Raw genomic sequence first — 25,919 nt, forward strand, 5'->3', positions numbered from 1 at the left:
GAGAAGCCTTAGCATTAAAAATTAAAAGTGTAGAAAATAAAAAAATGAGCACATTGGCAATAAGCCGTTATATTTGGCAGTTGTCATGATTATGAGTCATAATCATCAGGTATTGCTACGCAGGCCCGTGATATAGCATGATTATCGTGTTGATTGCTTTTTTTTGGCGCAGTAGACGTGTAAACTACCCCATACGTTTTTGTCGGACATCCCTTTTGCTATGAAAGCTTTATTAGACTTTATTCCCTTAATTGCCTTTTTTATTGCTGCTCGCTACAGTGGTATCCTAGCGGGGGCAGGTGCGTTACTCATCGCCACCATCATCGTTTATGCCATTCATTTTATTCGCCAAAAAGGCACGTTTGATAAACAGCAATGGGTTGTCTTACTATTAACCATTTTGTTTTGTGGTGGTACTTTATTATTGCGTGATGATATCTATCTGCGTTGGAAGTCACCTATTATCAACGGTATCTTTGCACTAACACTTTTAGTCAGTGCTGCGATTAATAAGCCACTGATGCAACTGGCGATGAAAGATGTTTTTTTGCTGACGATGAGTGGTTGGAAAAAACTCACTCTCGCTTGGGCACTATTCTTCGCCTTTATGGGCATACTGCATTATATCACAGCGTTTACGATGTCAGATGAGGCATGGATTAACTTTAAAACTTATGGCTGGATTCCGATTATGCTGGTATTCGTCATCGCCCAGTTTGCCGTATTAAAAAAGCACCTCAACCCTGCGCTCACCGATAAAACCGTCAAATGATACTCAATTTATCATTTTATAATAGAGCCAATGCTATTTCTAAATGCCAATAGCGACAATCATTAATCGCAATTAGCTCGGGCACATTAAGCAAAACACTTTAAATTAATCATAATTTTTATTAATCGAGGAAGTCTCATGTCCTTATTTGCCATTATTGGTCATGACGTGGCCAATAGCAGCGCACAACGTCAGATTACCCGCGCTGAACATGTCGAACGCTTGCAAGCTTTAGATCATGACAATAGACTGATTATCGCTGGTCCAACACCTATCGAGCATGGCAAAGGCGAGATGTCAGGCAGCCTAATCATTGCTGACTTTGACTCTGCAGAAGCAGCGCAATCATGGGCAAACGATGAGCCTTACTTACGTGATGGCGTGTACAGTCACGTAGATATCAAACCCTTTATCCATACATTGCCAAAAGCGGATGACAGCGCATCAGTTAAAGTAGCAAAATCGTGATTCAGTGCCTATCTTTGTTAAAAAGTCGCTCTTATCAGCGCAGCATTGTTAGTATGATTTTTATGGCTACTGTTTCAGCACAGGCTGCGCCGACGGTGACAGCTATCGATGTGGCTGATCCAACACTCACGACACCCGTGCCAGCTCAATCAATATCGACCGCTCAACCAACAAAAAACTCAGTGATGAATATCAGCGATACATTGGCGGCGCAATTACAACCATCTGATAAGGCGTTATCCGATGCCAATCAGCAGCTATTAAGCCGTAATGCACAGTTGCAGCGCGAGTTGAATGACTTGCAAACTCAAGTGAATGTTTTGGTCTACGAGAGCAAAGGTCAGCTTTTTTTATACGGTGCATTTACTGTGTTAATTAGCTTGCTGGTTGGTATTTTTGTTTCTTGGTTGGTGTTTGTCCGCCGTGAACGCTGGTAACTAGTACCACGCGCTTTTTATTGATTTATCTTATGTGACTGTCTATGTCTAAATCCACGTTCGAATCAAAAGATACTGATACATCGTCGACACCCTCCAAAAACACTCAGTCACTAAGCATTCACTCATCAAATATCACCCCTGCCAAGATTGATTGGCAGATGGATGATACGGGTAATAAAGTGCCTGTATCGGGTGAGTTTGGTGATGTTTACTTCTCAAATGCTGATGGTCTAGCGGAATCGCGTCATGTGTTTTTGGCGCACAATCAACTGCCTGAACGACTGACCAATCTTGCGCCAAATCAATGCTTTACGATTGCTGAATTGGGCTTTGGTACTGGGTTGAACCTCTTAGCGACTTGGCAGCTATGGCGACAGCTGCGGGATATACACCCTCAATTAGCAACTGCAAAACTGCATTTTATTAGCACTGAAAAGTTCCCGATACCTCGTACCGACCTTACCCAAATACTTGCCTTATGGGGACAGCGCGCGCCTGAATTGACAACACTAATAGAGCTATTATTAGCGGCCTATCCGCCTCTTATCGCGGGCTGTCATCGTTTGAGTTTCTTTGATGATAATTTGACCGTTGATATATGGTTGGGTGACGCAGCTGAGAGCTTAACCAAACTATCAAGTAACTCTTCTAGCTCGCATGTACCTTATGTTGACGCTTGGTTTTTAGATGGTTTTGCGCCCTCTTGCAATAGTACCTTGTGGGCGGATAGTATTTTTGCACAAATGCAGCGTTTATCACGCCCCAATACAACTGCCGCCACCTATAGCTGTGCCGGTATCGTCAAACGTGCGCTGCAAGATTGTGGCTTTCAGATCAAAAAAGTGAAAGGCTTTGGTCGTAAGAACGAAATGCTAACGGCGATCATGCTGGATACCGTAAATTTAACTGACAATAATAATGGCAACAATAGTAAAGACATAAATAGTAAAGACATAATCTCTTACAATAATACTAGCACCGCCGCGCCCGACAACGATAGCCAATCTGCCAAACCCACTGATAACCTGCCCGCCCATAGCATTGTCATTGGCGCTGGCGTTTCGGGGCTATTAACGGCTTGGTCACTGGCCAATCGTGGTATTCCAGTTACTTTGCTAGATAAATCAGCACCTTTGGCAGGCGCATCAGGCAACCCTCGCGCCCTACTTGCCCCCAAGATGACGCCCATTCATCATGTCGATGAACATTTGCATACCATAGGCTATCTCTATAGCAGCAGGCTATATCGATGCTTAAATGTAGACGCTAAAAAATCAGGATTAGTGCCAATACTTGAACCAACGGGCGCTCTTGATCTACTTATGAAAGCCAATATTGGCACAGAGCAAATCGCTGATTATCCCGATGAGATGGCCACCACACTATCCCATGAGCAGGCGCAAACTGTCAGCGGGTTAAAAACACAAGATTTATCAGAGAATTTGTATTTACCGCAGTCTGGCTTGGTCAATCCACAAGCACTAAAAGATACTATCCTAATGCATCCGCTCATCCACTTTCAGCAAGTAGACGTTAAGAGTATTAGCGAAACAGAAGAAAGTGTTTGTATCAAAGGCAATAATCAGGATAAGCAGACGATATCCATTAGCGCTGATAACGTGGTCATTTGCGCAGCTTTTGAGAGTCATCAACTGGACAAGCGTATTTTTGATTGTCGTAAAATTCGTGGTCAGCTTTCTTGGTTTACGCCCACAACCGAGCAGCTCACCATATTGCCCAAAATACCGCTTAAATACAGCGGTTACTGTGCGTTATTTACCGCGCAAACAGGCGATGCACAATTGAACGATGTTGTAGAACAGCAATCTCAGTTTTTATTAGGCGCAAGCTTTATACGTAATGATACTGACATAGATATCCGCACAGAAGAGCATCAGATTAGCCGCGACAAACTAGTGACTGCCATTCCCGAGATGGACTCGATTATTCCAACAGATATTAGTTTGTGGCAAGGACGGGCGGGGATTCGCACGCAAACGCCTGATTATCATCCTATCGTTGGAGCGTTAGCAGACAGTAAACGAACTTGGGTAATGAGTGCCATGGGAGCTAAGGGGTATGCCATTGCACCAATATGTGCTGAAGCGTTAACAGATATGATGTTAGGAGCATTTCCCCCCTTATCAACAGCGATGCTTACGCGCCTGTCGCCAAATCGTACGCGTTTACAAACACCGCTTACTTGAAATTTTTAGTCAAAGGTTTAATCACTGCCTTCCATTCTAGATTTAACTGCACCAAAAAGTGATTTTCCAGTGTCAGAGTCGCGGGACTCTTGATGACCAATTTTAGTACTACTTTGAGTGTCAGTCGTAATCATTGGTGCAGTTAAAGTGCGAATCTGTGCTTCGTCACGGGTGTTTTTTTGGATGGTCACTGCAGCAAATAAACTCATGGTAAATGCCATCATATAAAAGCCTTTTTCACTTAAGCTTAAACTTCCCGCATTCATCAAACCAATAGCGATTAGTGCAATGGACAACCCAAGAGCCGCCCAGCTGATTAGATAATACATATTGGTTGTTGGGATACCTTCACTACGATCACGAAGGGTTTTTTGCAAACTAATTGCTGAATAAAGACCTAGCGCCAGCACCGCTATATAATAGCCTTTTTCATTTAATAACATACTCTGTGCATTCCATAAGCCAAGTAAATACGCTAGGACACCCACCAACATCACCGCCCAAGAAGTCCCGACATAAGCAGTAGTTGGTTTATAAGCGGCTAGCTGATTCTTAGTAATCGTGTCATTATTCATCATCTTCCTTAATTAGAAATAGGCAAGCACTTAGTCGTAAAATATATAGTGGTAAGATACATAATAGCGAGATAAACAGTAGCGAGATACAACTTTTATCGACCGCTATTTTGCCTTAACATAACACAAGCATGTTATATTGTAATCTAAAAACTTTTTTTTAATAAATAGCATTTTTTATGACAGAGTCCCGACATGTCTTTTTTTACCTTACTCATTTTGCTTAGCCTAATTGTTATTGTGCCAATATTTTTTGTGATGAAAGAAAAGTCTAAGCACACACAGATTGCTTCTATACAGCGGCATCAAGAATACTTGGCTTCTGCAAATCTTGTCGCTACCCAGTCTAAAGCAGATATGACTGTAAACAACGAGGTAAATCATGAGCGAGCTAACGGGCTCAGCATGATTAATTTTTCAGCTCGACATCCTTTTATCAAGCTACTTTATGACGAGCAAGTACCTAAGGCGTTTCGATCTGTGATGGATGATATTGGACAACAATATGAGTCCACCCATCATGAAGAAATCACTGAATCACAGCTATTTACCCTCAATAAACTCATCACCACACGTGTTCCAGAATTGATGGACGACTACCTTAGCCTCGATCAACATTATGCCAAAACAGTCATTATCGATACCGACAAACAAAATACCAGCTATGACATGGTATTAGATCAATTAAACTCGATTTTAGACTTTTCTCAAAAGCTCAATATTCAAAGCCAAAGTGGCGTTGTAGACAAGCTACTTGCCAGCCGTCGATACTTAGATGACGTGTATAAAGAAAGCGGTATGGCAGCCGACAACCTAAAACTGAAATAAGTAATGCCTGTAGATAGTAAGCAAGAAATTGATAACAATAGCAAATGACGGTCATATTTGACTGTGAGGGATAAATAAGTCTACGTCGTTCACTATACTTTAAACAAAAACTCTGCCAATGGATAGCCGTATTATCATGAAAATCGATGCTCTTACAATTGCAAAATCAAAGCCCTATTTTCAGGCAATTTCTGCTATTTTTTTAAGTCTCTCACTATTGAGTGCTTGCCAAAAAACACCAGAGCCTGAGACAGATAACGAAACAATCTCTGAAGCGGCAGTACAAACCACACCCGTGACTACCAATATTAATGTTGATACGACCGCTAATAACGGTGATGATATCGCAAATCCTGAAGTAAGTTCAGAACAAGATGTAAGCTTAACTGAGCTAGAGAATGACCTTGGTGCAACAGACTCGACAGCAAACAATACTGCCCCAGCACCAAATCCAGAACAAGCTATTAAAGGCGCGCAAATTACTGATGTCCGTTATAAAAATGCGGCTGGTGAATCACTCTTGGTCGTTTTTGAAACCTCAGCAGCAGGCGTACTCAACGCTATCGTTAGCCTACCGAACAAACCAAAAATGACACTAAGTGCGCCAGAAGGCCAAGGCAATAACCCAACTTATCGATCAAGCGATGGCAGCATCCAACTGGTCAGTCATGCTGGTGGTGGTACTATCGACCTTGTCCAAAATAACAAAATTACTAGCTTTGATGCAGTCAGTGCCGAAGCAGAAGTCATCACTGAGTAATTGATTAAAAAATACAGCTTAGCACCTTTAAAAAGTTACATAAAAGAAATCTCTTGAGCATTAAAAAGGCAGCAAATATTTATGATATTTGCCGCCTTTTTAATGCTATTAACTTTTCTCTAGCCAAATCCAGTTACCTTGCCAAACAGACTGACCAGCCAACTGATTACTGCCCACAGTCCCCAACCAACCACTACAATAACGATCAATCCCAACAGATCAGGAATGTGCAAATACAACCACGCAATGATAGGATTGTGCCAAAAAGCGCCAAAACGACTACGCTGCTTATCTTCTAGCGATTGATGCAAAAACGGCCGATCCATGTGCATCGTTTCAGTAATGCCATATTCATTGTGCAGATGCTCATGCACGATGCCTAAAGTCTTACGACTGGGGCGAATAAAAATATCGAGCAGCGTGCCAATACCCGGTACGATACCAACGACCATATCAATGAGTGCCAGTCTGACCGCAGGCGTCATTTTATGCGCTGGCACGCCCAACTGACGCCCTAATACAAAAGCATAGCTGGTTAAAGCCAGTCCCGCTAAATCTCCTGCCAGCGGAATCGTTGAAAGCGCCGCATCTGCACCCATGCCTTGTTTGGTAAAAGGCACACGTACCAGCGAATCCATCGTATTAGCAAACTTAGCCAATTTACGCTCGGTGGCGATCACTTGTTCGCGTGTTAGCCCATGCTCAGCTAGCTTTGCTTGATAATCGATAACAGGTACATTGGCATCAGAAGATTTTTTCGCTTTTGACTTTGAAAGCTTTTTGAAGTTATCCATTAAAAGTCGTCCATAGGCAAGCGATTGCGATGAGAGCAAAGACGTAACGCCCTACCCATATATTGGCTAAAAACGCCTGAAAACAGGCTCTTGCATTACGAGTAGCACAAGCGCTATTTTGCTTAGCAAACATCATCGCCACTAACGCCAAGCCAAATACTGGCGTCAGGCCTAAGCTTGTCGGTGCAAAGTAATGCCAAATGGTCGCGCCCATAATAAGCAAAAACAATGTTTGTAACAGCGAGATAATAATCACATCATAGCGACCAAATAATATCGCCGTTGATTTGACCCCAATTTTTAAATCATCTTCACGGTCAGCCATAGCATATTGGGTATCATAAGCCACGGTCCAACACATATAAGCAATAAACAACAACCAACACCAGATATCAGGCGCGCCTTGTATCGCCACATACGCCATCGGTATCGCCCAACCAAAAGCCGCTGCTAAAAACACCTGCGGCAAATGGGTAAAACGCTTCATAAATGGATAAATGAATGCCAATAACACTGCGCCAAGCGACCAGTAAAATACGGCTATCGGCAAAAAGAATAGCAAACTGGCACTGAGTAATACCAATACTAAAAAAGCAGCGATTGCTTCTTTAGCAGACAGACGCCCATCAGCTAATGGACGTCCTTTGGTGCGCGTCACATGACCATCGACCTTACGATCGGCAAAATCATTAATCGCGCAACCTGCCGCCCGCATAAAAATCGCGCCCAGTGCAAATATCAAAAATATCTTTAGGCTTGGCAGACCTGCCATTGCCCCTTGCTGTTGCGCTTGACCCATCGCCGCCAGCATTACGCCCCATAGCGTTGGCCATAATAATAGTTCTATACCTACGGGTTTATCAAAGCGCGTTAATTGCAAGTAGGCTTGTAGTTTGTCGTTAAATGTCATGGCTTTTTATTATCATTAATAGAAGGTTTTTTTGTGCGTGTTTGCCTACTTTTTCGGCAGCTCTTATATTAAGTGCTATTACATTGAATTATTAATACATTGGCGAGCTACTGAATTTGTTGCCACAGTTTATTTGCTTCGATGAGCGACAGCTCAGGATATTGTTTACGTAAAGCTTTAATAGCAGGGATTTTGTCTTTTTGTGCGGCTTGTTGACGCAAAAATGCCACATAATCTTCAGGACGACTGAACTCTTTTAAACGAGCTTCTAGCCTTAATATTCGGGTGCGCAACATGATATTTATTAATAATAACCCTGCACCCATGATCCAAATAATTAACGTCGACATTCCCTGCTCCTAAATCCAATCACTCTTAATTTTACAAGTATGGAGTTGCTAACTGCGCGCTCTAAGCTCAATAACTGAGTCAAATAACTTAGTTCAACAGCTAAGTTCAATCGCTAGGCGCATTTATTATGATGAGAAACGGCTATTAAACAAAATAACCATCAAAGCGTACGGCTTCGTTATGCCAGCTCTCACTTGGTTGTTGATGCGCAAGTAACGGCGCAAATTGCGGACGCTTAACGACCACGCGCCCCTGTGTGTTTGTGTTTTGTCCCTTTTGACGGACGACTGCTTGCGCACTTTGTAGCAACTGTTCTTCTTGTTCTAGCGTTGGTGGGCTAGCCAATTGGTGTAAGGCTTGCATATGCTTGCCTACTTTAGCGCCTTTACCCGTTTTGCTATCTTGATAACTGTCTTCCGGAAACATAGGATCCAGATAAACCACATCGATTAATTTCTTATCGATTTCTTTAGTGTCATCTATCGCATCCGCTGCTAGAGTTGCAAAATAGCCAAGCGCATTGGTATTGATAATATGCAGACGGCTCATCAGCTTTTGCCAATTTGCTAGCCCACTCATACGCTGCTGTTCTACTAACAATAACAATGCCATCAAGGGCTGCTGCTCGAGCATAATGACCTGTGCGCCCGTACTGGCTAATATCAGACTGTCATGACCAAAGCCTGCTGTAGCATCGATAACATGACTGTCAGATGTGATTTTGACTGCTTGTAATAATAACTCAGACTTACGCCCCGCGCTCACCACACGGCGTTGCAGCTTATCCCATTCTGGTGCAACGCTTAACCCATCGCTCAGCCATGACAGCTTATTTTTTTCTTCCAACAACAATATAGGTTGGGTAGCTGCCTGGCTTAACTGCTGGCGACGTTTTTGACTAAGCTTATCGGTAAACAGCTCAAGGTGTAAAATAATGGGCAGCTCATGTGCAATTATTAACGCTTGTATATCTGCAACCTGACTATGCTGCGACTCGCTGACATAGTATAGTTGGCAGCGCATAATGTTACTACTCTCTTTGAACCCTTGGCGTGAAGCGGTCATCTCTACTTTCCTATTCGCGGCTTATAGACTCATCCTACAATCGGCTCTAGCCTGCCATTTGATAACCAAAACCCCAAGCCGCTATTAATACAATGATGCCAGTAATAATGCGTAACCACGCAAAGATTTTAAAATCACGACGACTGACCCATTCTACTAGCAAACGGATACAGAGTAAGGCGACGATAAATGACACCACCGTACCTATACCTAATACCAGCCAATCCTCGCTATTAGTCAATACATCATGATGCTTCAGCAAATCCAATAATGCCGCGCCCACGATGACTGGAATACCCAAAAAGAAAGAAAATTCAGCGGAAGCTTTACGTGAGACGCCGAGCCATAGCGCGCCGATAATTGTCGCGCCTGAGCGTGATGTTCCCGGTATCAATGCCAGACATTGCAGCAGACCAATCATCAACGCTGTTTTTAGACTGACGTCTTCTGCTTCTTGCGCAATAATCGTTTTAGGGCGATTTTCTACATAGAATATCAATAAACCACCGATAATCAGCATAATTGCCACGACGATGGGATTAAATAAATATGATTTAATCTCATCAGCGAAGGTGAAGCCAACGATCATCACTGGAATAGTCGCCACAATCAAGCTAAGTCCTAGCTGGCGTGGATTACTCATGCCTTCAGCTTTGCCTGTCAGCAGACCCATAAGCGCTTGCCATAGTCTGTCCCAGTAATCATAAATGACCGCTAAGATAGCGCCAAGCTGCACCACTACCACAAATAAATCGACTTTTTCTTTGGTCCAAAAGCCCATCAAATCCGCTGATAAAATCAAGTAGCCAGTGCTAGAGATGGGTAAAAATTCAGTGATACCTTCAACGATACCCATGATAACAGCTTGAATTAATAAAATGATATCCACGATGGCTTTCCTAAATATGGATCTATTGGCTAATAGCGTTTTAGAGTATTTTTATATTTTATATAGCGCTGATAATGGCTGGCATTAATATGACGGTTACGCCTTACCTTGTTCTTTAAGTGTTTTCCACGCTTGATTGCGCAGATACTTTGGTAACGCTTGCGAGGCTTCTGTGCCGCCTGTCGCCATAAATTGAGCAACACCAAGCTGCCCTATCACAGTAGCGTCAGGGTGAATATCTGCCTGAATGATCTGACCGTCGTGTAATGTTAATAACGGCGCACCATTACCAGCAATGGGAATATTAAGCACTGTCTGGCTGTCATAATCGAGCAACTGCTCGGTATCTTCGCCATTTTCTTGCTTAACCGCCTGCATAAGGTTGCCTATTAGCACATATTGCCCAAAATAAACTTGCTGCATACGCGCATCAAGGGCGCTATACACTTCGGTCACACCATATTTTTGATACGCTGCTTGCGCAATCGCTTGTAGGCTTGAGACTCCTACACAAGGAATATCATGGGCGACAGACAATGCTTGTACTACTGCCGTATTAATCCGTATGCCACTAAAGGCACCAGGACCACGGTTAAATATCAAGGCTTGTAAATCAGCAAGGTTGAGCTTAGCCTCGGACAAAGCGGCGTCAATCATCGGTAGAATTTGCTGGGTTTGCTGGCGTTTACCCGTCTCCGTATGACTCGATAGCACTTGACCACTGGCATCTAAAATCGCGATCGAACACTGGTCAAACACGGTATCCATTGCTAAAAACATCATAACCTCGGCCTATTCACTTAGCATTATAAAACAGCGCCTATCATAGCATTTAGGATAGGCAAATTTTATTAATTTCTAAACTTTCATACTTAATCCATCAATATTTATGGGAACATGACAGACATAAAAAACCCCAAAGCGACTTGCACCTTGGGGTTTTCATTAAGAATTCAATACTATAGCAATCTAAGCATCTATCAATTAAAAACGGGTTTTAAACTTTTTTGGCGCTTGATTCTGCATTTTCTGCATTTGTTTTTGCATCTCTTCGGTGCTTGGCATGTTGTTTGGATCCAGACCCATCTGCTTAGCCATTTGTTGTGGATTCACATCCTTGACGCCGCCTTGCTGACCGCCGCCACCAAATAAAGGACCGCCACCGCCGCCACCAGCACCGCCGCCACCAGCACCGCCGCCACCCATTAACCCTTGCATCGATTTCATCATTTTACTGATGCCTTCAGGCTTAGAGATCATTTTCATCATTTTTGCCATTTGCTTGTGTTGTTTGAGCAAACGATTGACGTCTTGAATCTCACGTCCCGAACCTGCGGCAATACGGCGCTTACGGCTTGGGTTAATTTTATCGGGATTTTTGCGCTCAAATGGCGTCATCGAATTAATCAACGCTTCCATCTCACGTACTTTTTCTTCTGGCTTAGCATCTTCGACTGCTTTTTGCATATCCGAGCCGCCCATACCTGGCATCTTATCTAAGAAGCCTGCCATGCCGCCCATGCTTTTCATTTGTTGGAATTGGGTCAATAGATCCTCAAGGTCGAAATCGCCGCCTTTTTGCATCTTTTTCGCCATTTTTTCGGCTTTATCACGGTCGATTTTTTGTTCAACTTCTTCGACTAGGCTTAAGACGTCACCCATACCAAGAATACGTTGAGCGATACGTTCAGGATGGAACAGCTCTAGCGCGTCTAATTTTTCACCGCGACCTAAAAACTTAATTGGCTTACCAGTAATCGCACGTACGGAAAGTGCCGCACCGCCGCGAGCATCACCGTCAGTCTTGGTTAAGATGACACCCGTTAATGGCAGCGCATCATTAAAGGCTTTGGCAGTATTTGCCGCATCCTGACCCGTCATCGCATCGACGACAAATAGCGTTTCAGAAGGATTGACCGCTGCAGTTAACGCCTTAATCTCAGCCATCATAGTCTCATCGATAGCCAGACGACCAGCGGTATCAATAATCAAAATATCTTGGTACTGAATCTTTGCTTCTTCGATAGCACGCAGCGCGATGTCTATCGGGTTTTCGTCGCTACTTGAATTAACAAACTTGGCATTCACTTGACCTGCCACTTGCTCAAGCTGGGCAATCGCCGCTGGACGATAGACGTCAGCGGATACCAGCATCACTTTTTTCTTATGGCGCTCTTGCAAAAACTTCGCCAATTTACCGGCAGTCGTGGTTTTACCTGCACCTTGCAAACCAGCCAGTAAATAAACAACTGGTGGCTTACCCGTCATCTCAAGCTGCTGATTGGCACTGCCCATCATTTCGGTCAGTTCGTCATGGACGATTTTGACAAAGGCTTGCCCTGGCGCTAACTCTTTGAGTACTTCCGCGCCAAGCGCTTGCTCTTTGACGCGCTTCACAAAGTCACGGGTGACGGGTAGCGCGACGTCGGCTTCTAGTAGCGCCATACGCACTTCACGCAGGGTATCTTTGATGTTGTCTTCGGTCAACTGCCCAGTACCGACGATATTGCGCAGGCTCGACGATAAGCGTTCTGTTAAGGTATCAAACATAAATAACTCTCAGTTAAAATAATTCTTGGTGAAAACAATATTTACTTAAAATAATGCTTACTTAAAACAATACTTAGTGAAACTGGCTTCAGCTCAAATGGCGGATAAATATTATTAGGGAATACTGTAAAGTATTTAATCGTATCTTCATAAAACAATGATAAAAAATAGTCTATTATCAATAATATAGCACCAAGACGACGCCAAAATTATAATGATTTTGCAAATACAGCATTACCAAGGCTTGGCGCGGCGCTTTATGACTTATAGACAATCGCTTTATAAGCTAGGCATATGAGCGCTCATTCAAGCAAACTTGGCCAAGCATTTATAAGGAATAAGCAAGTTGGTGCTCAATTGGCACCCATTTTATGATAAATTGGACGATTATTCTAATCATTCCGATAATACCACTTTAGCATTAAATTGAGCGGCTATTTTACGCTCAGTATGAGATGAGGCATTATATCTGTGCACTTTGCATTCTTACTTGCTAGCCTAGCCTATATCTTAGTCAGCGCTTACCTTAGTTGGGCACTGACTCGGGATAAGCCTATCCATAAAGGCATCAGTTTGGGATTATTGATGGTCGGCATGCTCGCGCATGCGGCGCTACTTTATCCTTATGTTGTGACGCTTTACGGGCTAAATTTCAATCTTTTTAATATCATTAGCCTAATCAGCTTGTTCTTTTTGTTCTTCTATTTTTTATTTTGTTTATATCGCCCCATTGTTAGTCTGGGCATACTGGCAGCGCCAACAGCATTGGTAGGGTTGACAATTGGCTATATTGGCCGTGCGCCTTATCAACCCATTACAAATATCAGTATTGGGCTTGAAGCTCATATATTACTATCACTTGCCGCCTATTGTGTGCTGCTGATGGCAGCGGTGCAAGCGCTATTTTTGCGCCTACAAATACGCGAACTCAAGCACCACTCTATTCATCGGTTTTGGGTCAATAAACTGCCATCCTTACAAAGTATGGAGAGCCTGTTATTTGACATGCTGTTGGTTGGCTTCGTTCTGCTCAGTATAGCTCTTGGCATTGGCTTTATCTATGTAGAGGATTTGATGGCACAGCATATTGTGCATAAGACCGTGTTTAGCCTGCTGTCTTGGTTATTGTTTGGGGCGCTACTGGTCGGTAACTGGCGTGCTGGATGGCGGGGCAAACGTGCCGCCAATATGACTATCTATGCTTTTATCCTATTAGCTATTGGCTTTGTGGGCAGCAAGTTTGTGTTAGAGATGCTGATATAAAATCAGTGCTGCAATAGCAATAGGTCCAGAAAAAAGCCGTGAGTATTAATGAATAATACCCACGGCTTTTTTTAACCTTCTGTTAACCAGCACTTCTCAATTTGAAATCGCTCTAATTAAAGGCTAATTAAAAACCACGGTTTTATTACCCGCTACAATCACGCGGTTTTGTACATGCCAGTTCACAGCGCGTGCCAAGACATTACGCTCGATATCACGACCAATAGCGCGCAGCTCGGTCACACCTTGACGGTGAGTGACTCGGTGTACATCTTGCTCAATGATAGGACCTTGATCAAGCTCAGCGGTGACGTAATGCGCGGTCGCGCCAATGAGTTTCACACCTTTATCATAAGCCTGACGATAAGGGTCAGCTCCCACAAATGCAGGCAAAAATGAATGGTGAATATTAATGACTTGCATCGGCCATCGCTTGACAAAATCAGACGACAATATCTGCATATAACGCGCCAATACCAACAAGTCATTGCCTGCCATTAGCGTATGAATCTGCTCTTCTGCCTCTGATTTATTGTCTTTGGTCACTGGCACATGATGGAAAGTAATACCGAAGTTCTCTACCGATTGGCGCAAGTCTTCGTGATTACTAACAACAGAGGTAATCTCGCAGTCAAGTAAACCTCGCTGATGCCGCCATAACAAATCCAACAATGCATGATCAAACTTTGATACTAAAATACCAACTTTCGTCTTAATCGCATTATCATGTAAACGCCAAGCCATGTTATGGCGCTTGGCTACCGTATGCGCAAAACTGGCTTCAAAATTCTCAATAATCTCGCTCAATCCTGCTAAAGCAAACTCTAAACGCATAAAATATTGACCACCCTCATGAGCAGTTGAATACTGATCGAGAGTGATGATATTAGCGCCATAGCGATGGATAAACTCAGATACCGCTTGCACGATACCGGCTTGATCACGGCATTTAATCAATAGCGTGGCAGTATCGATTGTCGTCTTGTTAGACAGGTTATTAGATAGTTTATGAGATGAGTTTTTTGCTGAAGTAATCGTTGCAGTGTCTGACATAGTGCGCCCAATCAAAAAATTAAACTTGCTACTGACTTTCAATACGGTCATTAGCATAGGAAACCGACTATTCTAATCGCTTTTACCTAACTTTGCTGATTGAGTTGGTTGTATTTCGTTATTGAGGTTATAAATACGAAACCCCCAACGCGTGGTTGGGGGTTTTTGCTTGATAGCAGTATGTGATTGAGCAGATTACCTACTAGAGTGTGGTTTATTCGATTGTAATATTTCTAGAAAATCCTGAACCGTTACTGTTAACACCTATTGTAGAACCCAAATCAAATGCTTGATTGAAGTCTACAATAAAGCTGTTATAGCCTTGTGCTGTTGTCGTTGGACTTACGCCGTTAATAGACACAGAGTAACTGGCTTGATAAGGAGATAATACTATTTTAGATGTATTTTTCTCGGCATTAATATTGACACTCAAACTGTTTACACACACCACACCAGCATCACCAAACGGACTGGTATCACCAATCCAAGGAGAGAATAAGTTTGGATCTTCTACTCTCAAGTCACTTGCCAAATATGGTAGAGAATAGTTAATACTTTGAGTATTTTCACTACCATTTAAGAAAGTAGAAGCCTCAAAACGCACTTTCACCCAGCTTGAATAACGAATCGGATAGCGAATCTCGAAGTCTGCACGACCTTCTTCATCAGTCACGAATGAATAACCGTCATCAGATAGTGTGCCACCAATAATGGCTACGGGATTGATAGCATCAAGACTATTGTTGCTATTCACATCTTCATCACTATCTAAAGTATAGTTATATTCAGGACTGTCTTCGCTAATAATCCAATCAGTCTTCTGCAGTACAGGAACTAATTCTGCAAAAGTTATAGGTTCAGGTGTATTCACATTACCATCGGCGTCTGTAGTATTGGCCGCTTGATAAGTCACATTGCTATCAAGCAAACAAACTTTACCTTGAGCATATTCAATAGCATAAGACTTGATCGATACTTCTTTATTTGGTACCGCGCGCCCTGAGCCATCCATAACAGATATTGAACCGCGAACCGTGTAATAAATATTATCAGTAGATAAGACATTACTAAACGCTAAGGTTGTATAAACCGCTTCTTTCGATACCGTAATATTAGTTGTTTTGGTGCCAATGCTGGCATTGTCGTTTAATAAGCGAGCATTAATAATCACGCCACCGATAGGTGAGCTGGCATTGGCTTGATATACCACACGCGCCTCGCCTTTGCTGTTTGTAACTGCGGTAGCAGCAGATAAGCGGCCAGCTGATGAATCTGCAGCACGACTGAATACAACCGTTTGCCCTTCTACTGGCACATCATTTTTGTCTTTAACCGTGGCAACAACTTCTGTGCTACTGCCGGGTGTGATGACTGATTTCACTGCTTGAAACAGCATCTTCGCAGGTGTAGTGGCTCTAAAACGGGTATCAACTGTGGTTTGATATTTAAGCGCGCCGTTAGTCATTTCGCCTAGCACAGTTGCCTGTAATACAGTTGTACCAGCAAGCGTAGACGTTAGCACCACAGGGACAGTAATAATATTGCCTTGAATATTGCCTGCAGTGATTGCTTGAGTAACAATCACATTATTGTTAGCAAACGTACCAATCGTTGTTTGTACCTCTACAACCTTACCAATAAGCGCAGTCGCTTGGGCTGGAGAGTCAGTACGGATTTGTACATTAATATTTTGTGCCGCATTGACATCATAGACATCTTCAATATTAATAAAACTAATACCTGCTTGTGATACTTTAACCAAATCAAGACTGCTAGTACTACGCTGTGCAACTAGTGCACGCTCACCAGTGGCTCTGGCAAAAATACGTAAGTTACCGTTATTATCAAAATTCAAATCAGCTTCGTTAATATTAAATACTGCTTTACCATCTACATTACTAGTAGCAGTCGCACTAGAATGGATAATATCACCGTTCGCGTCGACTAACTCCATATCAGCATTGGCAATAGCACGTCCCGCACCATCTACTAATGTGGTCGTGATAGTAGTAGATGCGCCATCTTTTAGATTAGCGTCTGTAGCTGTAATAGTAATTTCTGTACCGATAGCTGATAGGCTTAATGATTTCTCTTCACGCACTTGCATGCTGACTTTGCCATCTGCATCATATTGTGGCGTGACGATTTTGGCATTGATTACTACGCTATGATTTAGACGTGAATTGATAGAATTGGCTGCTAAGATAACGCCAATATCGATCTGACCATTAGCATCAGTAGTTACCATGCTTGGTGTAGTTAAAGCAGCTCCACTTGCTTCTAAAGCTTCGATATTCAGCTGTACAGGCACCCCTGCTAAGATACCACCTTTACTGTCAGTCACACGGAAAGTAGCATTAGTTTGATCACCACCAGTGTTTAAGGTAGGTTTATCCGAAGATGCTATTAGCTGATAACTATCAATCGTAGCCGTATCGACTGCAACGATGTAGTTTTGCTCCAACTTGACATTTTCAGCAGTCGTTGTGGTCGCCGTTAAACGAATGCCATCTGCTAAAATTGCTTGATTAACATTAGCACCACTTTCAAGTGTCAGGTTGAATGTCGCCACACCATCACTGTTAGTATTCGCAGTCCCATTAGAGACACTAACGCCTGTTCTTAAAGGATCATCAACATTTAAACTTACTTCACGATTGGCAACAGCGCCATCTTCATTCTCTAAACGAACAAATACTTTAAAAGTATCACCTTTGGTATTAACGACTTTATTCGCACCTATTGTTAAATTCTCTTTAGTACCGTTTACATCTGGTGTCACAGTTGTGACATTGGCTGCTTGAGTAACAATATTACCGTTAACGTCAGCAGCAGATAAAGCAATACTAATGCTGCTGCCGATAGCAGATTTTTGTGATTCAGTTAAGTTGTTTGCCACAGCGATAGTGAATACTGCTTTACCCGAATTGTCAGTCGTTTGACTATCAGATACCAAGATAACCCCTTTACTAGCCACAGAAGCCGGCAATGCAAAGAAAACTTTTTGACCAGTAACTACGTTACCTTTTTTATCTTTTGCCACTACCTCAATCTGTGTTTCACCACCGTTTAAATTTAGAGCTTTTGATGAATTAACAAGCAAAGAAATAGCAGAAGCTATAGACTGGACTTTGACATTAACTTGCTGCTTTTTACCTGTTAGTGTCTCAGTCAAAGTCGCTGTCAAAACTTCTGTACTTAGCGCAGCTTTTTGCTCAGCAGTCAGATCGTTTGAAACCACGACATTGAAGCTAACGAGACCATTTTCATTCGTACTTGCAGTAATAGTTGATGATCCAATTTGACCATTCACGGTCAACAAACTGGCCAGTTGTTTATTAGAAAAGGTCAATTTAACAGGCTGACTTGCAATTTGCTCACCAGAAGACTGGTCATTCAACTGGGCTTGTATGCTAGCATTACTACCAACGTTATTGAGGATATAGCCTGCTTGGCTGTTAATATTATTGGTAGCATTCAGAATATTTAGAGTGACCACTGGAGTGATAATAGTGACTTTTGTGGCTGCAGAGTTATAGACAATACCGTTTTCAACATAAGACAATTGATAATTAATACCAGTATTTTTAAGGTCGGTACGTTCAGCGGCTGTTAGATCACTTGGTATATTAACCGCAAATAAGGCATCACCATTGAAGTCAGTCATCGCCGACTGTGTGACAGTGACTCCATAACTAAGTGCCTTGGCCCCCAATTGAATAGTAATTTCTTTATCTGAAACCGGCTTAACGTTGCTACCTTTAGTCGTCAGCTTAACACTGATATTACCGTTACCACCTAGCTCACTGATAGATGGTGTCGCAATAGAGGCAAACTGAATGCTGGTTACTGGCTGCTCAACTTTGATATTTCCTGGCAACCTAGACTGAGTGCCATCCTCGTCCGTTATTACCGCTGTATAACCAATTCCCGACTTTATCAAATTTTCACGTTGCGTTGGCGTTAAGCTTTTGCTGATGCCAATACTAAATTCTGCTATTCCACTATTATCAGTAATAAGCTCATTACCGATAATAGTGATTCCAGTACTTGTACTTTGATCTAACACTACTTTGACTGTACGACCCACTGCTGCACTACCGTTCTTACGTTTACCAGAAACTTGCAGTTTGAACTGTTCTGCTAGCGCGCTAACCGTCGTAGGTAAGCTTTGTGCTGATAATTGGATATCGCTCTGACCTATGTCTGAGCCAATACGAATCTTTTCGCTACTGACAGAGCTCGGTACTCCTGAAGACTCGATGATGCTTGCTGTTAAAGCAAATGTTGTCGCTTTTTCTAACTGTAGTTTCTGAGCTTCTGTCAAGTTGTTAGGCACTCTTACTGTGTAGCTAACTTCACCTTTACTGTCTGTTACTTGCTCAGAGTTATTCTGTAGCGTTAATAGACCAGCATTAGCTAAGTCCTTGGGCAAGCTTGCTGTAACTTTCTGACCTGCAATGATACCGCCGCGACTATTGTTAACACGGAAGCTAATAACAGCACTACCACCTGAGCTTGATAGTTCTTTCTTGTTGCTTTCATTAAAGTTGATTTTATATTCTGCAGTAGGTAGATAAACTATGCTAGAAGCTGTTTTTGAGGTTGATGAACGATTAGGCTCAGTTAAGACAACCGTATAACTAATGCCGTTTTTGATAAGCGTCTTGCGGTCAGCCTCACTCACAGCTGCATCAATGTTCAAGGTCACATTGGCTTGCCCTTGAGCATTTAGAGTCACTTTGTTAGTGCTTAAATTCACTCCAGTCAACCCATCATTAAGTTTAATGGTAGCTGTCGACCCACTGATAGCTGTCGGTACTTTAGAATTTTTAGCAGTGGCAGCAATAGTAATAGTTTGACTGTCACCATAAGCACTAAGACGACTAGAGCTACCAGTCACTGTTAAAGCATAATCAGAGACAGGAAGCGCTGCTTTGAATTCACCTTTAGTTTCTTTAGTAGCGCCACTTTCTTCTGCAATATTGATAGCATAAGCGATCGCTTTACCCACTAGCGCTGTACGGTCAGCGACTGATAATTTATCATCAACTTGAATTGTAAATGTCGCTAGACCGTTATCATCAGTAACTTTAGTGCTACCGCCAACGATAGCAATTCCTTTGACGTTGGCAATACCTAAGCCAACCGCTACATCTTTGACGCGAGCACCTTTACTATTTTTGGCAATAACACTAAGGGTTGCCGTATCACCATATACGTTTAAAACGTTATTGGAGACCGAACTCGTAGTTAACGAAGTACTGATATCAAGCTCACTTTCGATAACTTGGGTACCGTCACCACTACCTTTTTTGCTGACTGAAACTTTTAGCTCTTGCGGTGCAACCGCAGTGCCATCTGCTTTCTTAGCAGTCGCTACTAACGTAAAACCATTTTTTATCAGGTCATCTTTATCAGCAACTGCTTGCGGATTGAGCTTTAATGCATATACTGCATTGCCATCATTGTCCGTGGTTTGGGTGCTTTGACCTTCGATAGTGATACCGTTATTTTCAGAATCCACTACTTTTAGAGTCACGGCTTTACCAACCATCGCTCCACCAGATACTTTTTCAACAGCTTTAACCGCAACGCTAAAGGCTGCTTGCTCATCAGACAACTCAATAATAGTAGGCGCTGTGCTCAGTTTTTGGATAAAGAAGTCTGGCTCGACGTCTGGCACTTGTTCGCCACCACCAGTATTACCATTACCACCAGTACCAGGTTGCGTGACACCCAAATCAGGCGCCGGTGCAACAGAATCTACGGTATCACCGTCACCGCCGCCACCGCAGCCTGCCAATGCTAAAGCACAAGTCAAAGAAGTGAGCTGAAACAGTTTAGAGGTAAAAGGCAATGAGCTATATGACATGTTTTGGACTCCGCGTCAGCAGTAATTTATTCGAGCAAATAAGCGAAAATCATTACACAGAATCATAATAGATTGGTAATGATACATAGATTTACATTAATACCCGTTGTATTAACAGATTGTATTAAATATATAACAGCAACTTTACTGACTTTTGTTATAACTTACAACTAAAAATTAATCTTCACTATTAAATAATCAACAACATAGCCAGCGAATTTCAGGGTATAATAGCCATCCTTTAGATCGACAATAATCATAAAAATATTTGAGTATTAATCTCTTTTATGGTATAAATGTCGGCTTTAAAATTTTCTGAATTGGTATGCTTGTTATTTGCCTTTAGATAACAGCAATATCAACTCAACATTCATATAGTTTTGTTTGGTGCAAAGCTGCCGCTTGCTGTGTCCATGCCGCAAAAACGTGCAACTTGCCCAGACTGGTATGAGAAAAACTCATACCTCATAGATTAGGAGTTCGCCATGTCTCGAGTTTGCCAAGTGACTGGAAAGCGCCCTATGGTGGGTAATAATGTTTCGCACGCAAACAACAAAACCCGTCGTCGCTTTCTACCAAACCTTCATAACCATCGTTTTTGGGTAGAGTCTGAAAATCGTTTTGTACGTCTACGTGTGTCTACCAAAGGTATGCGCACTATTGACAAACTTGGTATCGATAAAGTGTTAGCAGATATGCGCGCACAAGGTCAAAAAGTATAAGTTAAGACTGGCAGCTTAATATCTCGATAATTTTCGTCATTTAAGCTGCTTTTCTGCTACATCTTATGTAGCTACTTAATATTTTAGATCCGTACCTATCGTTTGAAGACCCCTCATTTACAGGAAAGCTATCATGAGAGATAAAATTAAATTAGTATCAACAGCTGGTACTGGGTATTACTACACCACTACTAAAAACAAACGCACTATGCCTGGCAAAATGGAAATGAAGAAATTCGATCCAAAAATTCGCCAGCACGTGATGTTTAAAGAAGCTAAAATCAAATAATTGCTATTTTATGGAATGTATTTTTTATAAATATGTTCTATAAATAATTTATTTGAAAAAAAAGGGTATATCAATTGATATACCCTTTTTTATGCTTGCTACTTTTTATGATGACTATTTTAATTGACTACTACTAACCAGCTTAACAGCAACCCAGCTCATCACTAACTATAGTGCGTCGGCTCTTTGTCATAAACATGCGCATGCCATTGGCTCATCTGCTTTTGCATAATGACCTGAATCGCGGCATGAATCATATGCTGACCTATCGCTTGGGTGTCACTACCGAGCAGCTCTTTAAGCTTTTCAGAAAAATCAATGGTCATCAGCGGCGCTTCGTCTTGTTCCGCGTCACGTAACAATAAGCGACCATCTTCTGCCTCTACCAGCTCAAGGGTCGTCTCTTTGGCAAATCCTGCAAATTGATCCGTACTTTCGTTATCTACTTCTATATCATTATCGATATCGTATGGCATGAATTGCTTCCTCATTGTCCCGTCTAATACTTGCAAGAAAAATCGCGCGTCGCAACATTATTGTTTTACAGTAATACGGGTAAAACTATCTTAGTCATACAATGGACGCTTTGGTCTTGAAATTCAAGGCTTGTCACATAAGTCTTCTACATAAAGGCTCTTTGGGTGTGCTATCACTGATAGTATTAGCGCCAGTAGCGTAATTTTGCCACAGTAAATAAGAAGGCAACAAACATACCGAGATAGTACATAAGCTTTAACTCTAATGTCGGATCTCGATATTTAAACGGTAAGGCTACAGTGGCGGTGGCGGTCGGAAATATCAACAGCATAAGCAGCCAGTTTTCGATGACATTGAGCCAGCCTTGTAAATCAGTACCGTTACGTAATGATGCCAGCCCTAGCAGCAAACAGGCGATAATTAAGCTGGTGAATAAGCCATTGGGTAGGTCTTTTGGATAGATGATATTGGCAATCTTGGTCGGTATGATTCTCATGTAAAATTCCAGTCACGCTTGTAGCACGTGACTTAATAATTAAAAATTGTGTAAAAATAGCCTATCATAAATATTGCAGTGCACTATTTACCAAACAGCTTTATCTCTGCTCATAAGACTCTAACTGTAAGTACCCATCAACCATAACATCGATATACAAGAGGTTAAATAACCCAAGCTAATAGCATTCCAGCTCTCTATATGCATGCCTTTGACTTTGTTAAGTATCTTAGAACCTAGCCAAAAAAACAGGGGAATGCCCAGCATAAATGCAGGCACAATGACCGCAGCATGACGTAATACTTCACCAGTATCATCACCCACCATTAGCCGAAAGCCGTAACCCGCCAAACTTAGAACCAAGGCAAATACAGCCAAGCCAATAGTAATGCCCTTTGGCACCAGACTGCGTTGCTGTGGTTCATTCTGAATTGGCTGCTCAGTGCTTTGCTCTGACTCAGGTAATTCTAACGAATTGATTGAGTTTTTTGTGTCCATATTTCACCTTTACGTAACTTGCTGTTATGCATCGTTATCCGTTATACAGCACATTTTGCTACTATTCTTTTATGACAAAAATGACTGACGAACGCATTTATCGATCACATAAGACCGTAGTTATTCGTTACCATTAGCCAAAGCCAGCTCAGCACGCATAGCATCAATAGCCACTTTATAGTCATCTTGGTTAAAGATCGCCGACCCTGCCACAAACATATCAGCACCCGCTTCGGCAATGGCTCGGATATTACTGGCTTTGATACCGCCATCTACTTCTAATCTGATATCACGACCACTGGTGATGATGCGCTGACGGACTTGGCGCACTTTTTCTAACGTCCCTTCAATAAATGACTGACCGCCAAAACCTGGGTTGACGCTCATCAATAAAATTTGATCTACCTTGTCCATCACATAGTCTAAATAATGTAATGGCGTTGCGGGATTCAATACTAAACCACATTCAGCACCGCCATCTTTGATCAGCTGTAAAGAGCGATCAATATGCCCACTGGCTTCTGGATGAAAAGTGATAACACTCGCACCTGCTTCCAAAAACTGCTCAATCATGCCGTCAACTGGTGATACCATCAAATGCACATCGATTGGCGCATCAATCCCATAATCACGCAGCGCCTTACAAATCATACTACCAAAGGTGAGATTGGGTACATAATGGTTATCCATTACATCAAAATGAATCACATCAGCACCTGATTCCAACACCCTTTCAACTTCTTCACCTAGACGTGCAAAATCAGCTGAGAGTATTGATGGGGCGATAAGGTAAGGTTTAGAAGGAATAATCATAGTTGAGCTACCTGATTCTGTTGAAATAAAATACGAATAAAAATAAAAAGAAACTAAGGACTGACTTTAAAAAAACTGAGCCTTTAAAGCAATAATATTAAGAACTCAAACCACTAGCGCTGCTTATACTGGGTTTTGCAATAAGCACGACCGACATCGAAGCCTCGCTTAGCTTGATGTTTGGTCGCGCGATTACTGACACGCTGACGCCATAAGCGAAAAGATGACGGCTTTAGCGTTTGGCGCATCAGCTTAATCACGCCTGCTTCATTGAGACCATAGCTATGCTCTATCGCCGCAAACGGTGTTCTGTCCTCCCACGCCATTTCTATCACTCGTGAGACTTGCGCGTCATCTAGCACTTTATCACCCGATTCATTGACTACAGTTGCGATAAGCTCATCTGGACGTGTCTGTCTGTCATTTGATTCAGTACTAATATCAGCATGCTGATTATTTTTTAGAGCCGCGGTCATATCGGCTTGCATGGTCGCAAGCGATGACTGAACGGTTTGCTGCTTACAAGCCAAACCATCGGCTACTAATGCTGTCAGATTACTTACCATAAAACCTTACCTTTAGAGATGCTTAACAGATACTTAGCCAACTTTTATTTTATAATAATCTATATTATATCAATAAGTACGCTTGACTAAATAATCAGCGTAACTGTCTGTCAATTTATCGATCAGATCATCATTCTAATACTGGGCTTAGCTCATTTGCGCCATACGCCAGTGATGTTCAATATGATCGTTAATCACCGTTTGAATAAAATAATAGCTATGATCGTGACCCGCCTGATAACGCAAGGTTAAGGGCTGATTGGATTTGTCACAAGCATGTTGCAATTTGGTGGTTTGCAGTTGACCCTCTGCTAAAAAATTATCAGCCGCGCCTTGATCCACCAAGATACTTGCATACTGCTGCCCCGATTTTTCAATCATCTGCGCAGCATCTGCCTGCGCCCATCGTGATTTATCATCGCCGAAGTATTCTGTATAAGCGGCTTGCCCCCATGCCGACTCACTGGCCGCGCACACAGGCGATAAAGCTGAGACACTCACAAACTTGCCTGGAAACTTAAAGCCCAATAGTAATGCTCCGTGACCGCCCATCGAATGCCCTGTCACGCCGATACTGTCAATAGGAAATTCTGAGCGTAACAAGTCATATAACTCATCAACGATATAGCTTTGCATATTAAAATGCTCTGACCAAGGTGCTTGCGTCGCATCGACATAATAGCTGGCACCCTGACCGACAAAATAGCGGTCGTCGTTTGGCACATCGCTGTCATCACTACTTCGAGGTGATGTATCAGGGGCGATAAATATCATGCCAAGCTCGCTGCATTTTTGCTGAAAATGCGCTTTGTGGGTGACATTATCAGCATTGCAAGTGAGACCTGATAAATATAGAATCGCAGGACAACGGCGACCAGCAAGCGCTTCATCTGGCAGATAAATGCTAAAGGTCATCGGCGTTTTGGTCGATAATGATTGATGGCTATAGTAATGTTGCTCACCATCGAAACAGCGGTTGACGCTGATCTGCGTGATTTTTGAGTTAGTAGATAGACTGTGTTTATAAGAGTTGTTCATAAGCGACATCCTTTTTATCCAAAGTAAAGTACACGATGACTTATAAAAAGCATTGGTAAAGTAATACTAGTACTTCTCCAAACTCACTTAGTACTCAATCATTATACCATTCACAAGAATTAAAGTAGTAAGGAAAGCGAGTGTCAGTATTACAGATTCTAGACTGAACGAGCTTAATACGGCTCATCGTGATTTTTGGGTTGTGGGTTCTGAGTTTACT

General features: G+C 42.3%; 25 protein-coding genes. 9 read left to right on the plus strand and 16 right to left on the minus strand.

The window, feature by feature from the left end; translation table 11 throughout:
* Window positions 1-220: 220 nt before the first annotated feature.
* The 4 genes from ispZ to mnmD all read left to right on the plus strand — a co-directional run bounded on the left by ispZ (window position 221) and on the right by mnmD (window position 3,887).
* Window positions 221-772 carry a septation protein IspZ gene (gene ispZ / locus C8D84_RS01870; protein WP_045444273.1) on the plus strand — a complete coding sequence of 184 codons (552 nt, stop codon included), beginning with the start codon at window positions 221-223 and terminating at the stop codon, window positions 770-772.
* A gap of 138 nt (window positions 773-910) precedes the next feature.
* A complete protein-coding gene (locus C8D84_RS01875; RefSeq protein WP_109589571.1) occupies window positions 911-1,240 on the plus strand; it encodes a YciI family protein in 330 nt (109 codons plus the stop codon).
* Between the two features lie 62 nt (window positions 1,241-1,302).
* Entirely contained in the window at window positions 1,303-1,677 is a 375-nt protein-coding gene (locus C8D84_RS01880; protein ID WP_228244404.1) for a hypothetical protein, read from the plus strand.
* A gap of 44 nt (window positions 1,678-1,721) precedes the next feature.
* Entirely contained in the window at window positions 1,722-3,887 is a 2,166-nt protein-coding gene (gene mnmD / locus C8D84_RS01885) for a tRNA (5-methylaminomethyl-2-thiouridine)(34)-methyltransferase MnmD (protein WP_109589575.1), read from the plus strand.
* Window positions 3,888-3,904: 17 nt separating this feature from the next.
* On the opposite strand, the gene yiaA is transcribed toward mnmD, so the two are convergent.
* Window positions 3,905-4,462 (minus strand): inner membrane protein YiaA, encoded by a 558-nt coding sequence (gene yiaA / locus C8D84_RS01890; protein ID WP_211181227.1) that lies wholly within the window; start codon window positions 4,460-4,462, stop codon window positions 3,905-3,907.
* Between the two features lie 195 nt (window positions 4,463-4,657).
* Between yiaA and C8D84_RS01895 the strand changes: the two genes are divergently transcribed.
* Window positions 4,658-5,290 (plus strand): hypothetical protein, encoded by a 633-nt coding sequence (locus C8D84_RS01895; protein ID WP_109589579.1) that lies wholly within the window; start codon window positions 4,658-4,660, stop codon window positions 5,288-5,290.
* Between the two features lie 136 nt (window positions 5,291-5,426).
* Window positions 5,427-6,050 carry a hypothetical protein gene (locus tag C8D84_RS01900; protein ID WP_228244405.1) on the plus strand — a complete coding sequence of 208 codons (624 nt, stop codon included), beginning with the start codon at window positions 5,427-5,429 and terminating at the stop codon, window positions 6,048-6,050.
* Between the two features lie 119 nt (window positions 6,051-6,169).
* Here the strand turns inward: C8D84_RS01900 and C8D84_RS01905 are convergent, their stop codons facing one another.
* The 7 genes from C8D84_RS01905 to ffh form a co-directional block, all read right to left on the minus strand.
* Window positions 6,170-6,844, minus strand: coding sequence for a DUF4112 domain-containing protein (locus C8D84_RS01905; RefSeq protein WP_109589582.1), 675 nt, complete (start codon window positions 6,842-6,844; stop codon window positions 6,170-6,172).
* Entirely contained in the window at window positions 6,837-7,754 is a 918-nt protein-coding gene (ubiA, locus tag C8D84_RS01910) for a 4-hydroxybenzoate octaprenyltransferase (RefSeq protein ID WP_109589584.1), read from the minus strand. The genes C8D84_RS01905 and ubiA overlap by 8 nt, the downstream gene beginning before the upstream one ends.
* 107 nt (window positions 7,755-7,861) lie before the next feature.
* Window positions 7,862-8,104, minus strand: coding sequence for a hypothetical protein (locus tag C8D84_RS01915; RefSeq protein WP_087815087.1), 243 nt, complete (start codon window positions 8,102-8,104; stop codon window positions 7,862-7,864).
* Between the two features lie 145 nt (window positions 8,105-8,249).
* The gene (locus C8D84_RS01920; RefSeq protein ID WP_109589586.1) at window positions 8,250-9,170 is read right to left on the minus strand and encodes a class I SAM-dependent methyltransferase; all 921 of its coding nucleotides are present in this window, start codon (window positions 9,168-9,170) and stop codon (window positions 8,250-8,252) included.
* A gap of 46 nt (window positions 9,171-9,216) precedes the next feature.
* Complete coding sequence (locus C8D84_RS01925) at window positions 9,217-10,059, minus strand: undecaprenyl-diphosphate phosphatase (RefSeq protein ID WP_109589588.1); 843 nt, start codon at window positions 10,057-10,059, stop codon at window positions 9,217-9,219.
* A gap of 96 nt (window positions 10,060-10,155) precedes the next feature.
* Window positions 10,156-10,839 carry a tRNA (adenosine(37)-N6)-threonylcarbamoyltransferase complex dimerization subunit type 1 TsaB gene (gene tsaB, locus C8D84_RS01930; RefSeq protein ID WP_109589656.1) on the minus strand — a complete coding sequence of 228 codons (684 nt, stop codon included), beginning with the start codon at window positions 10,837-10,839 and terminating at the stop codon, window positions 10,156-10,158.
* Between the two features lie 204 nt (window positions 10,840-11,043).
* Window positions 11,044-12,609 carry a signal recognition particle protein gene (gene ffh, locus C8D84_RS01935; RefSeq protein WP_109589590.1) on the minus strand — a complete coding sequence of 522 codons (1,566 nt, stop codon included), beginning with the start codon at window positions 12,607-12,609 and terminating at the stop codon, window positions 11,044-11,046.
* Window positions 12,610-13,080: 471 nt separating this feature from the next.
* On the opposite strand from ffh, the gene C8D84_RS01940 reads away from it, so the two are divergent.
* Window positions 13,081-13,872 carry a cytochrome C assembly family protein gene (locus tag C8D84_RS01940; RefSeq protein ID WP_055124689.1) on the plus strand — a complete coding sequence of 264 codons (792 nt, stop codon included), beginning with the start codon at window positions 13,081-13,083 and terminating at the stop codon, window positions 13,870-13,872.
* 123 nt (window positions 13,873-13,995) lie between these two features.
* Here the strand turns inward: C8D84_RS01940 and purU are convergent, their stop codons facing one another.
* Both purU and C8D84_RS01950 read right to left on the minus strand, forming a co-directional pair.
* Window positions 13,996-14,925 (minus strand): formyltetrahydrofolate deformylase, encoded by a 930-nt coding sequence (gene purU, locus C8D84_RS01945; protein WP_109589658.1) that lies wholly within the window; start codon window positions 14,923-14,925, stop codon window positions 13,996-13,998.
* Between the two features lie 214 nt (window positions 14,926-15,139).
* Entirely contained in the window at window positions 15,140-20,800 is a 5,661-nt protein-coding gene (locus C8D84_RS01950; RefSeq protein ID WP_109589592.1) for a beta strand repeat-containing protein, read from the minus strand.
* A 485-nt stretch (window positions 20,801-21,285) separates the two neighbouring features.
* On the opposite strand from C8D84_RS01950, the gene rpmB reads away from it, so the two are divergent.
* Together rpmB and rpmG are read left to right on the plus strand one after the other, a co-directional pair.
* Window positions 21,286-21,522 (plus strand): 50S ribosomal protein L28, encoded by a 237-nt coding sequence (gene rpmB / locus C8D84_RS01955; protein ID WP_010201401.1) that lies wholly within the window; start codon window positions 21,286-21,288, stop codon window positions 21,520-21,522.
* A 133-nt stretch (window positions 21,523-21,655) separates the two neighbouring features.
* On the plus strand, window positions 21,656-21,811 hold the full coding sequence (rpmG, locus tag C8D84_RS01960) for a 50S ribosomal protein L33 (protein WP_045444249.1): 156 nt from the start codon (window positions 21,656-21,658) through the stop codon (window positions 21,809-21,811).
* Window positions 21,812-21,975: 164 nt separating this feature from the next.
* On the opposite strand, the gene C8D84_RS01965 is transcribed toward rpmG, so the two are convergent.
* From C8D84_RS01965 to fghA, 6 genes are all read right to left on the minus strand, one after another.
* Window positions 21,976-22,287: a hypothetical protein gene (locus tag C8D84_RS01965; RefSeq protein WP_045444246.1), complete on the minus strand. Its 312-nt coding sequence runs from the start codon at window positions 22,285-22,287 to the stop codon at window positions 21,976-21,978.
* Between the two features lie 185 nt (window positions 22,288-22,472).
* The gene (locus tag C8D84_RS01970) at window positions 22,473-22,784 is read right to left on the minus strand and encodes a hypothetical protein (protein ID WP_045444243.1); all 312 of its coding nucleotides are present in this window, start codon (window positions 22,782-22,784) and stop codon (window positions 22,473-22,475) included.
* Between the two features lie 120 nt (window positions 22,785-22,904).
* Window positions 22,905-23,282 carry a hypothetical protein gene (locus C8D84_RS01975; RefSeq protein ID WP_228244407.1) on the minus strand — a complete coding sequence of 126 codons (378 nt, stop codon included), beginning with the start codon at window positions 23,280-23,282 and terminating at the stop codon, window positions 22,905-22,907.
* Between the two features lie 120 nt (window positions 23,283-23,402).
* Window positions 23,403-24,095: a ribulose-phosphate 3-epimerase gene (gene rpe, locus C8D84_RS01980; RefSeq protein WP_055124691.1), complete on the minus strand. Its 693-nt coding sequence runs from the start codon at window positions 24,093-24,095 to the stop codon at window positions 23,403-23,405.
* Window positions 24,096-24,208: 113 nt separating this feature from the next.
* Entirely contained in the window at window positions 24,209-24,490 is a 282-nt protein-coding gene (locus tag C8D84_RS13985) for a TIGR03643 family protein (RefSeq protein WP_374220464.1), read from the minus strand.
* 318 nt (window positions 24,491-24,808) lie between these two features.
* Window positions 24,809-25,699 (minus strand): S-formylglutathione hydrolase, encoded by an 891-nt coding sequence (fghA, locus tag C8D84_RS01990; RefSeq protein WP_109589596.1) that lies wholly within the window; start codon window positions 25,697-25,699, stop codon window positions 24,809-24,811.
* Between the last annotated feature and the right edge of the window lie 220 nt (window positions 25,700-25,919).

The sequence above is a fragment of the Psychrobacter immobilis genome (genome assembly GCF_003148585.1).
GTDB lineage: Bacteria > Pseudomonadota > Gammaproteobacteria > Pseudomonadales > Moraxellaceae > Psychrobacter > Psychrobacter immobilis.

Bases quoted from the DNA above. Each gene is read 5' to 3' on its own strand.
- C8D84_RS01950 (WP_109589592.1), bottom strand. From the start codon at position 20,800: ATGTCATATAGCTCATTGCCTTTTACCTCTAAACTGTTTCAGCTCACT.
- ubiA (WP_109589584.1), bottom strand. From the start codon at position 7,754: ATGACATTTAACGACAAACTACAAGCCTACTTGCAATTAACGCGCTTT.
- C8D84_RS01905 (WP_109589582.1), bottom strand. From the start codon at position 6,844: ATGGATAACTTCAAAAAGCTTTCAAAGTCAAAAGCGAAAAAATCTTCT.
- C8D84_RS01920 (WP_109589586.1), bottom strand. From the start codon at position 9,170: ATGACCGCTTCACGCCAAGGGTTCAAAGAGAGTAGTAACATTATGCGC.
- rpe (WP_055124691.1), bottom strand. From the start codon at position 24,095: ATGATTATTCCTTCTAAACCTTACCTTATCGCCCCATCAATACTCTCA.
- fghA (WP_109589596.1), bottom strand. From the start codon at position 25,699: ATGAACAACTCTTATAAACACAGTCTATCTACTAACTCAAAAATCACG.
- C8D84_RS01880 (WP_228244404.1), top strand. From the start codon at position 1,303: ATGGCTACTGTTTCAGCACAGGCTGCGCCGACGGTGACAGCTATCGAT.
- C8D84_RS01895 (WP_109589579.1), top strand. From the start codon at position 4,658: ATGTCTTTTTTTACCTTACTCATTTTGCTTAGCCTAATTGTTATTGTG.
- mnmD (WP_109589575.1), top strand. From the start codon at position 1,722: ATGTCTAAATCCACGTTCGAATCAAAAGATACTGATACATCGTCGACA.
- purU (WP_109589658.1), bottom strand. From the start codon at position 14,925: ATGTCAGACACTGCAACGATTACTTCAGCAAAAAACTCATCTCATAAA.
- rpmB (WP_010201401.1), top strand. From the start codon at position 21,286: ATGTCTCGAGTTTGCCAAGTGACTGGAAAGCGCCCTATGGTGGGTAAT.
- C8D84_RS01975 (WP_228244407.1), bottom strand. From the start codon at position 23,282: ATGGACACAAAAAACTCAATCAATTCGTTAGAATTACCTGAGTCAGAG.
- C8D84_RS01965 (WP_045444246.1), bottom strand. From the start codon at position 22,287: ATGCCATACGATATCGATAATGATATAGAAGTAGATAACGAAAGTACG.
- C8D84_RS01875 (WP_109589571.1), top strand. From the start codon at position 911: ATGTCCTTATTTGCCATTATTGGTCATGACGTGGCCAATAGCAGCGCA.
- C8D84_RS01915 (WP_087815087.1), bottom strand. From the start codon at position 8,104: ATGTCGACGTTAATTATTTGGATCATGGGTGCAGGGTTATTATTAATA.
- yiaA (WP_211181227.1), bottom strand. From the start codon at position 4,462: ATGAATAATGACACGATTACTAAGAATCAGCTAGCCGCTTATAAACCA.
- tsaB (WP_109589656.1), bottom strand. From the start codon at position 10,839: ATGTTTTTAGCAATGGATACCGTGTTTGACCAGTGTTCGATCGCGATT.
- C8D84_RS01900 (WP_228244405.1), top strand. From the start codon at position 5,427: ATGAAAATCGATGCTCTTACAATTGCAAAATCAAAGCCCTATTTTCAG.
- ispZ (WP_045444273.1), top strand. From the start codon at position 221: ATGAAAGCTTTATTAGACTTTATTCCCTTAATTGCCTTTTTTATTGCT.
- rpmG (WP_045444249.1), top strand. From the start codon at position 21,656: ATGAGAGATAAAATTAAATTAGTATCAACAGCTGGTACTGGGTATTAC.
- C8D84_RS01970 (WP_045444243.1), bottom strand. From the start codon at position 22,784: ATGAGAATCATACCGACCAAGATTGCCAATATCATCTATCCAAAAGAC.
- ffh (WP_109589590.1), bottom strand. From the start codon at position 12,609: ATGTTTGATACCTTAACAGAACGCTTATCGTCGAGCCTGCGCAATATC.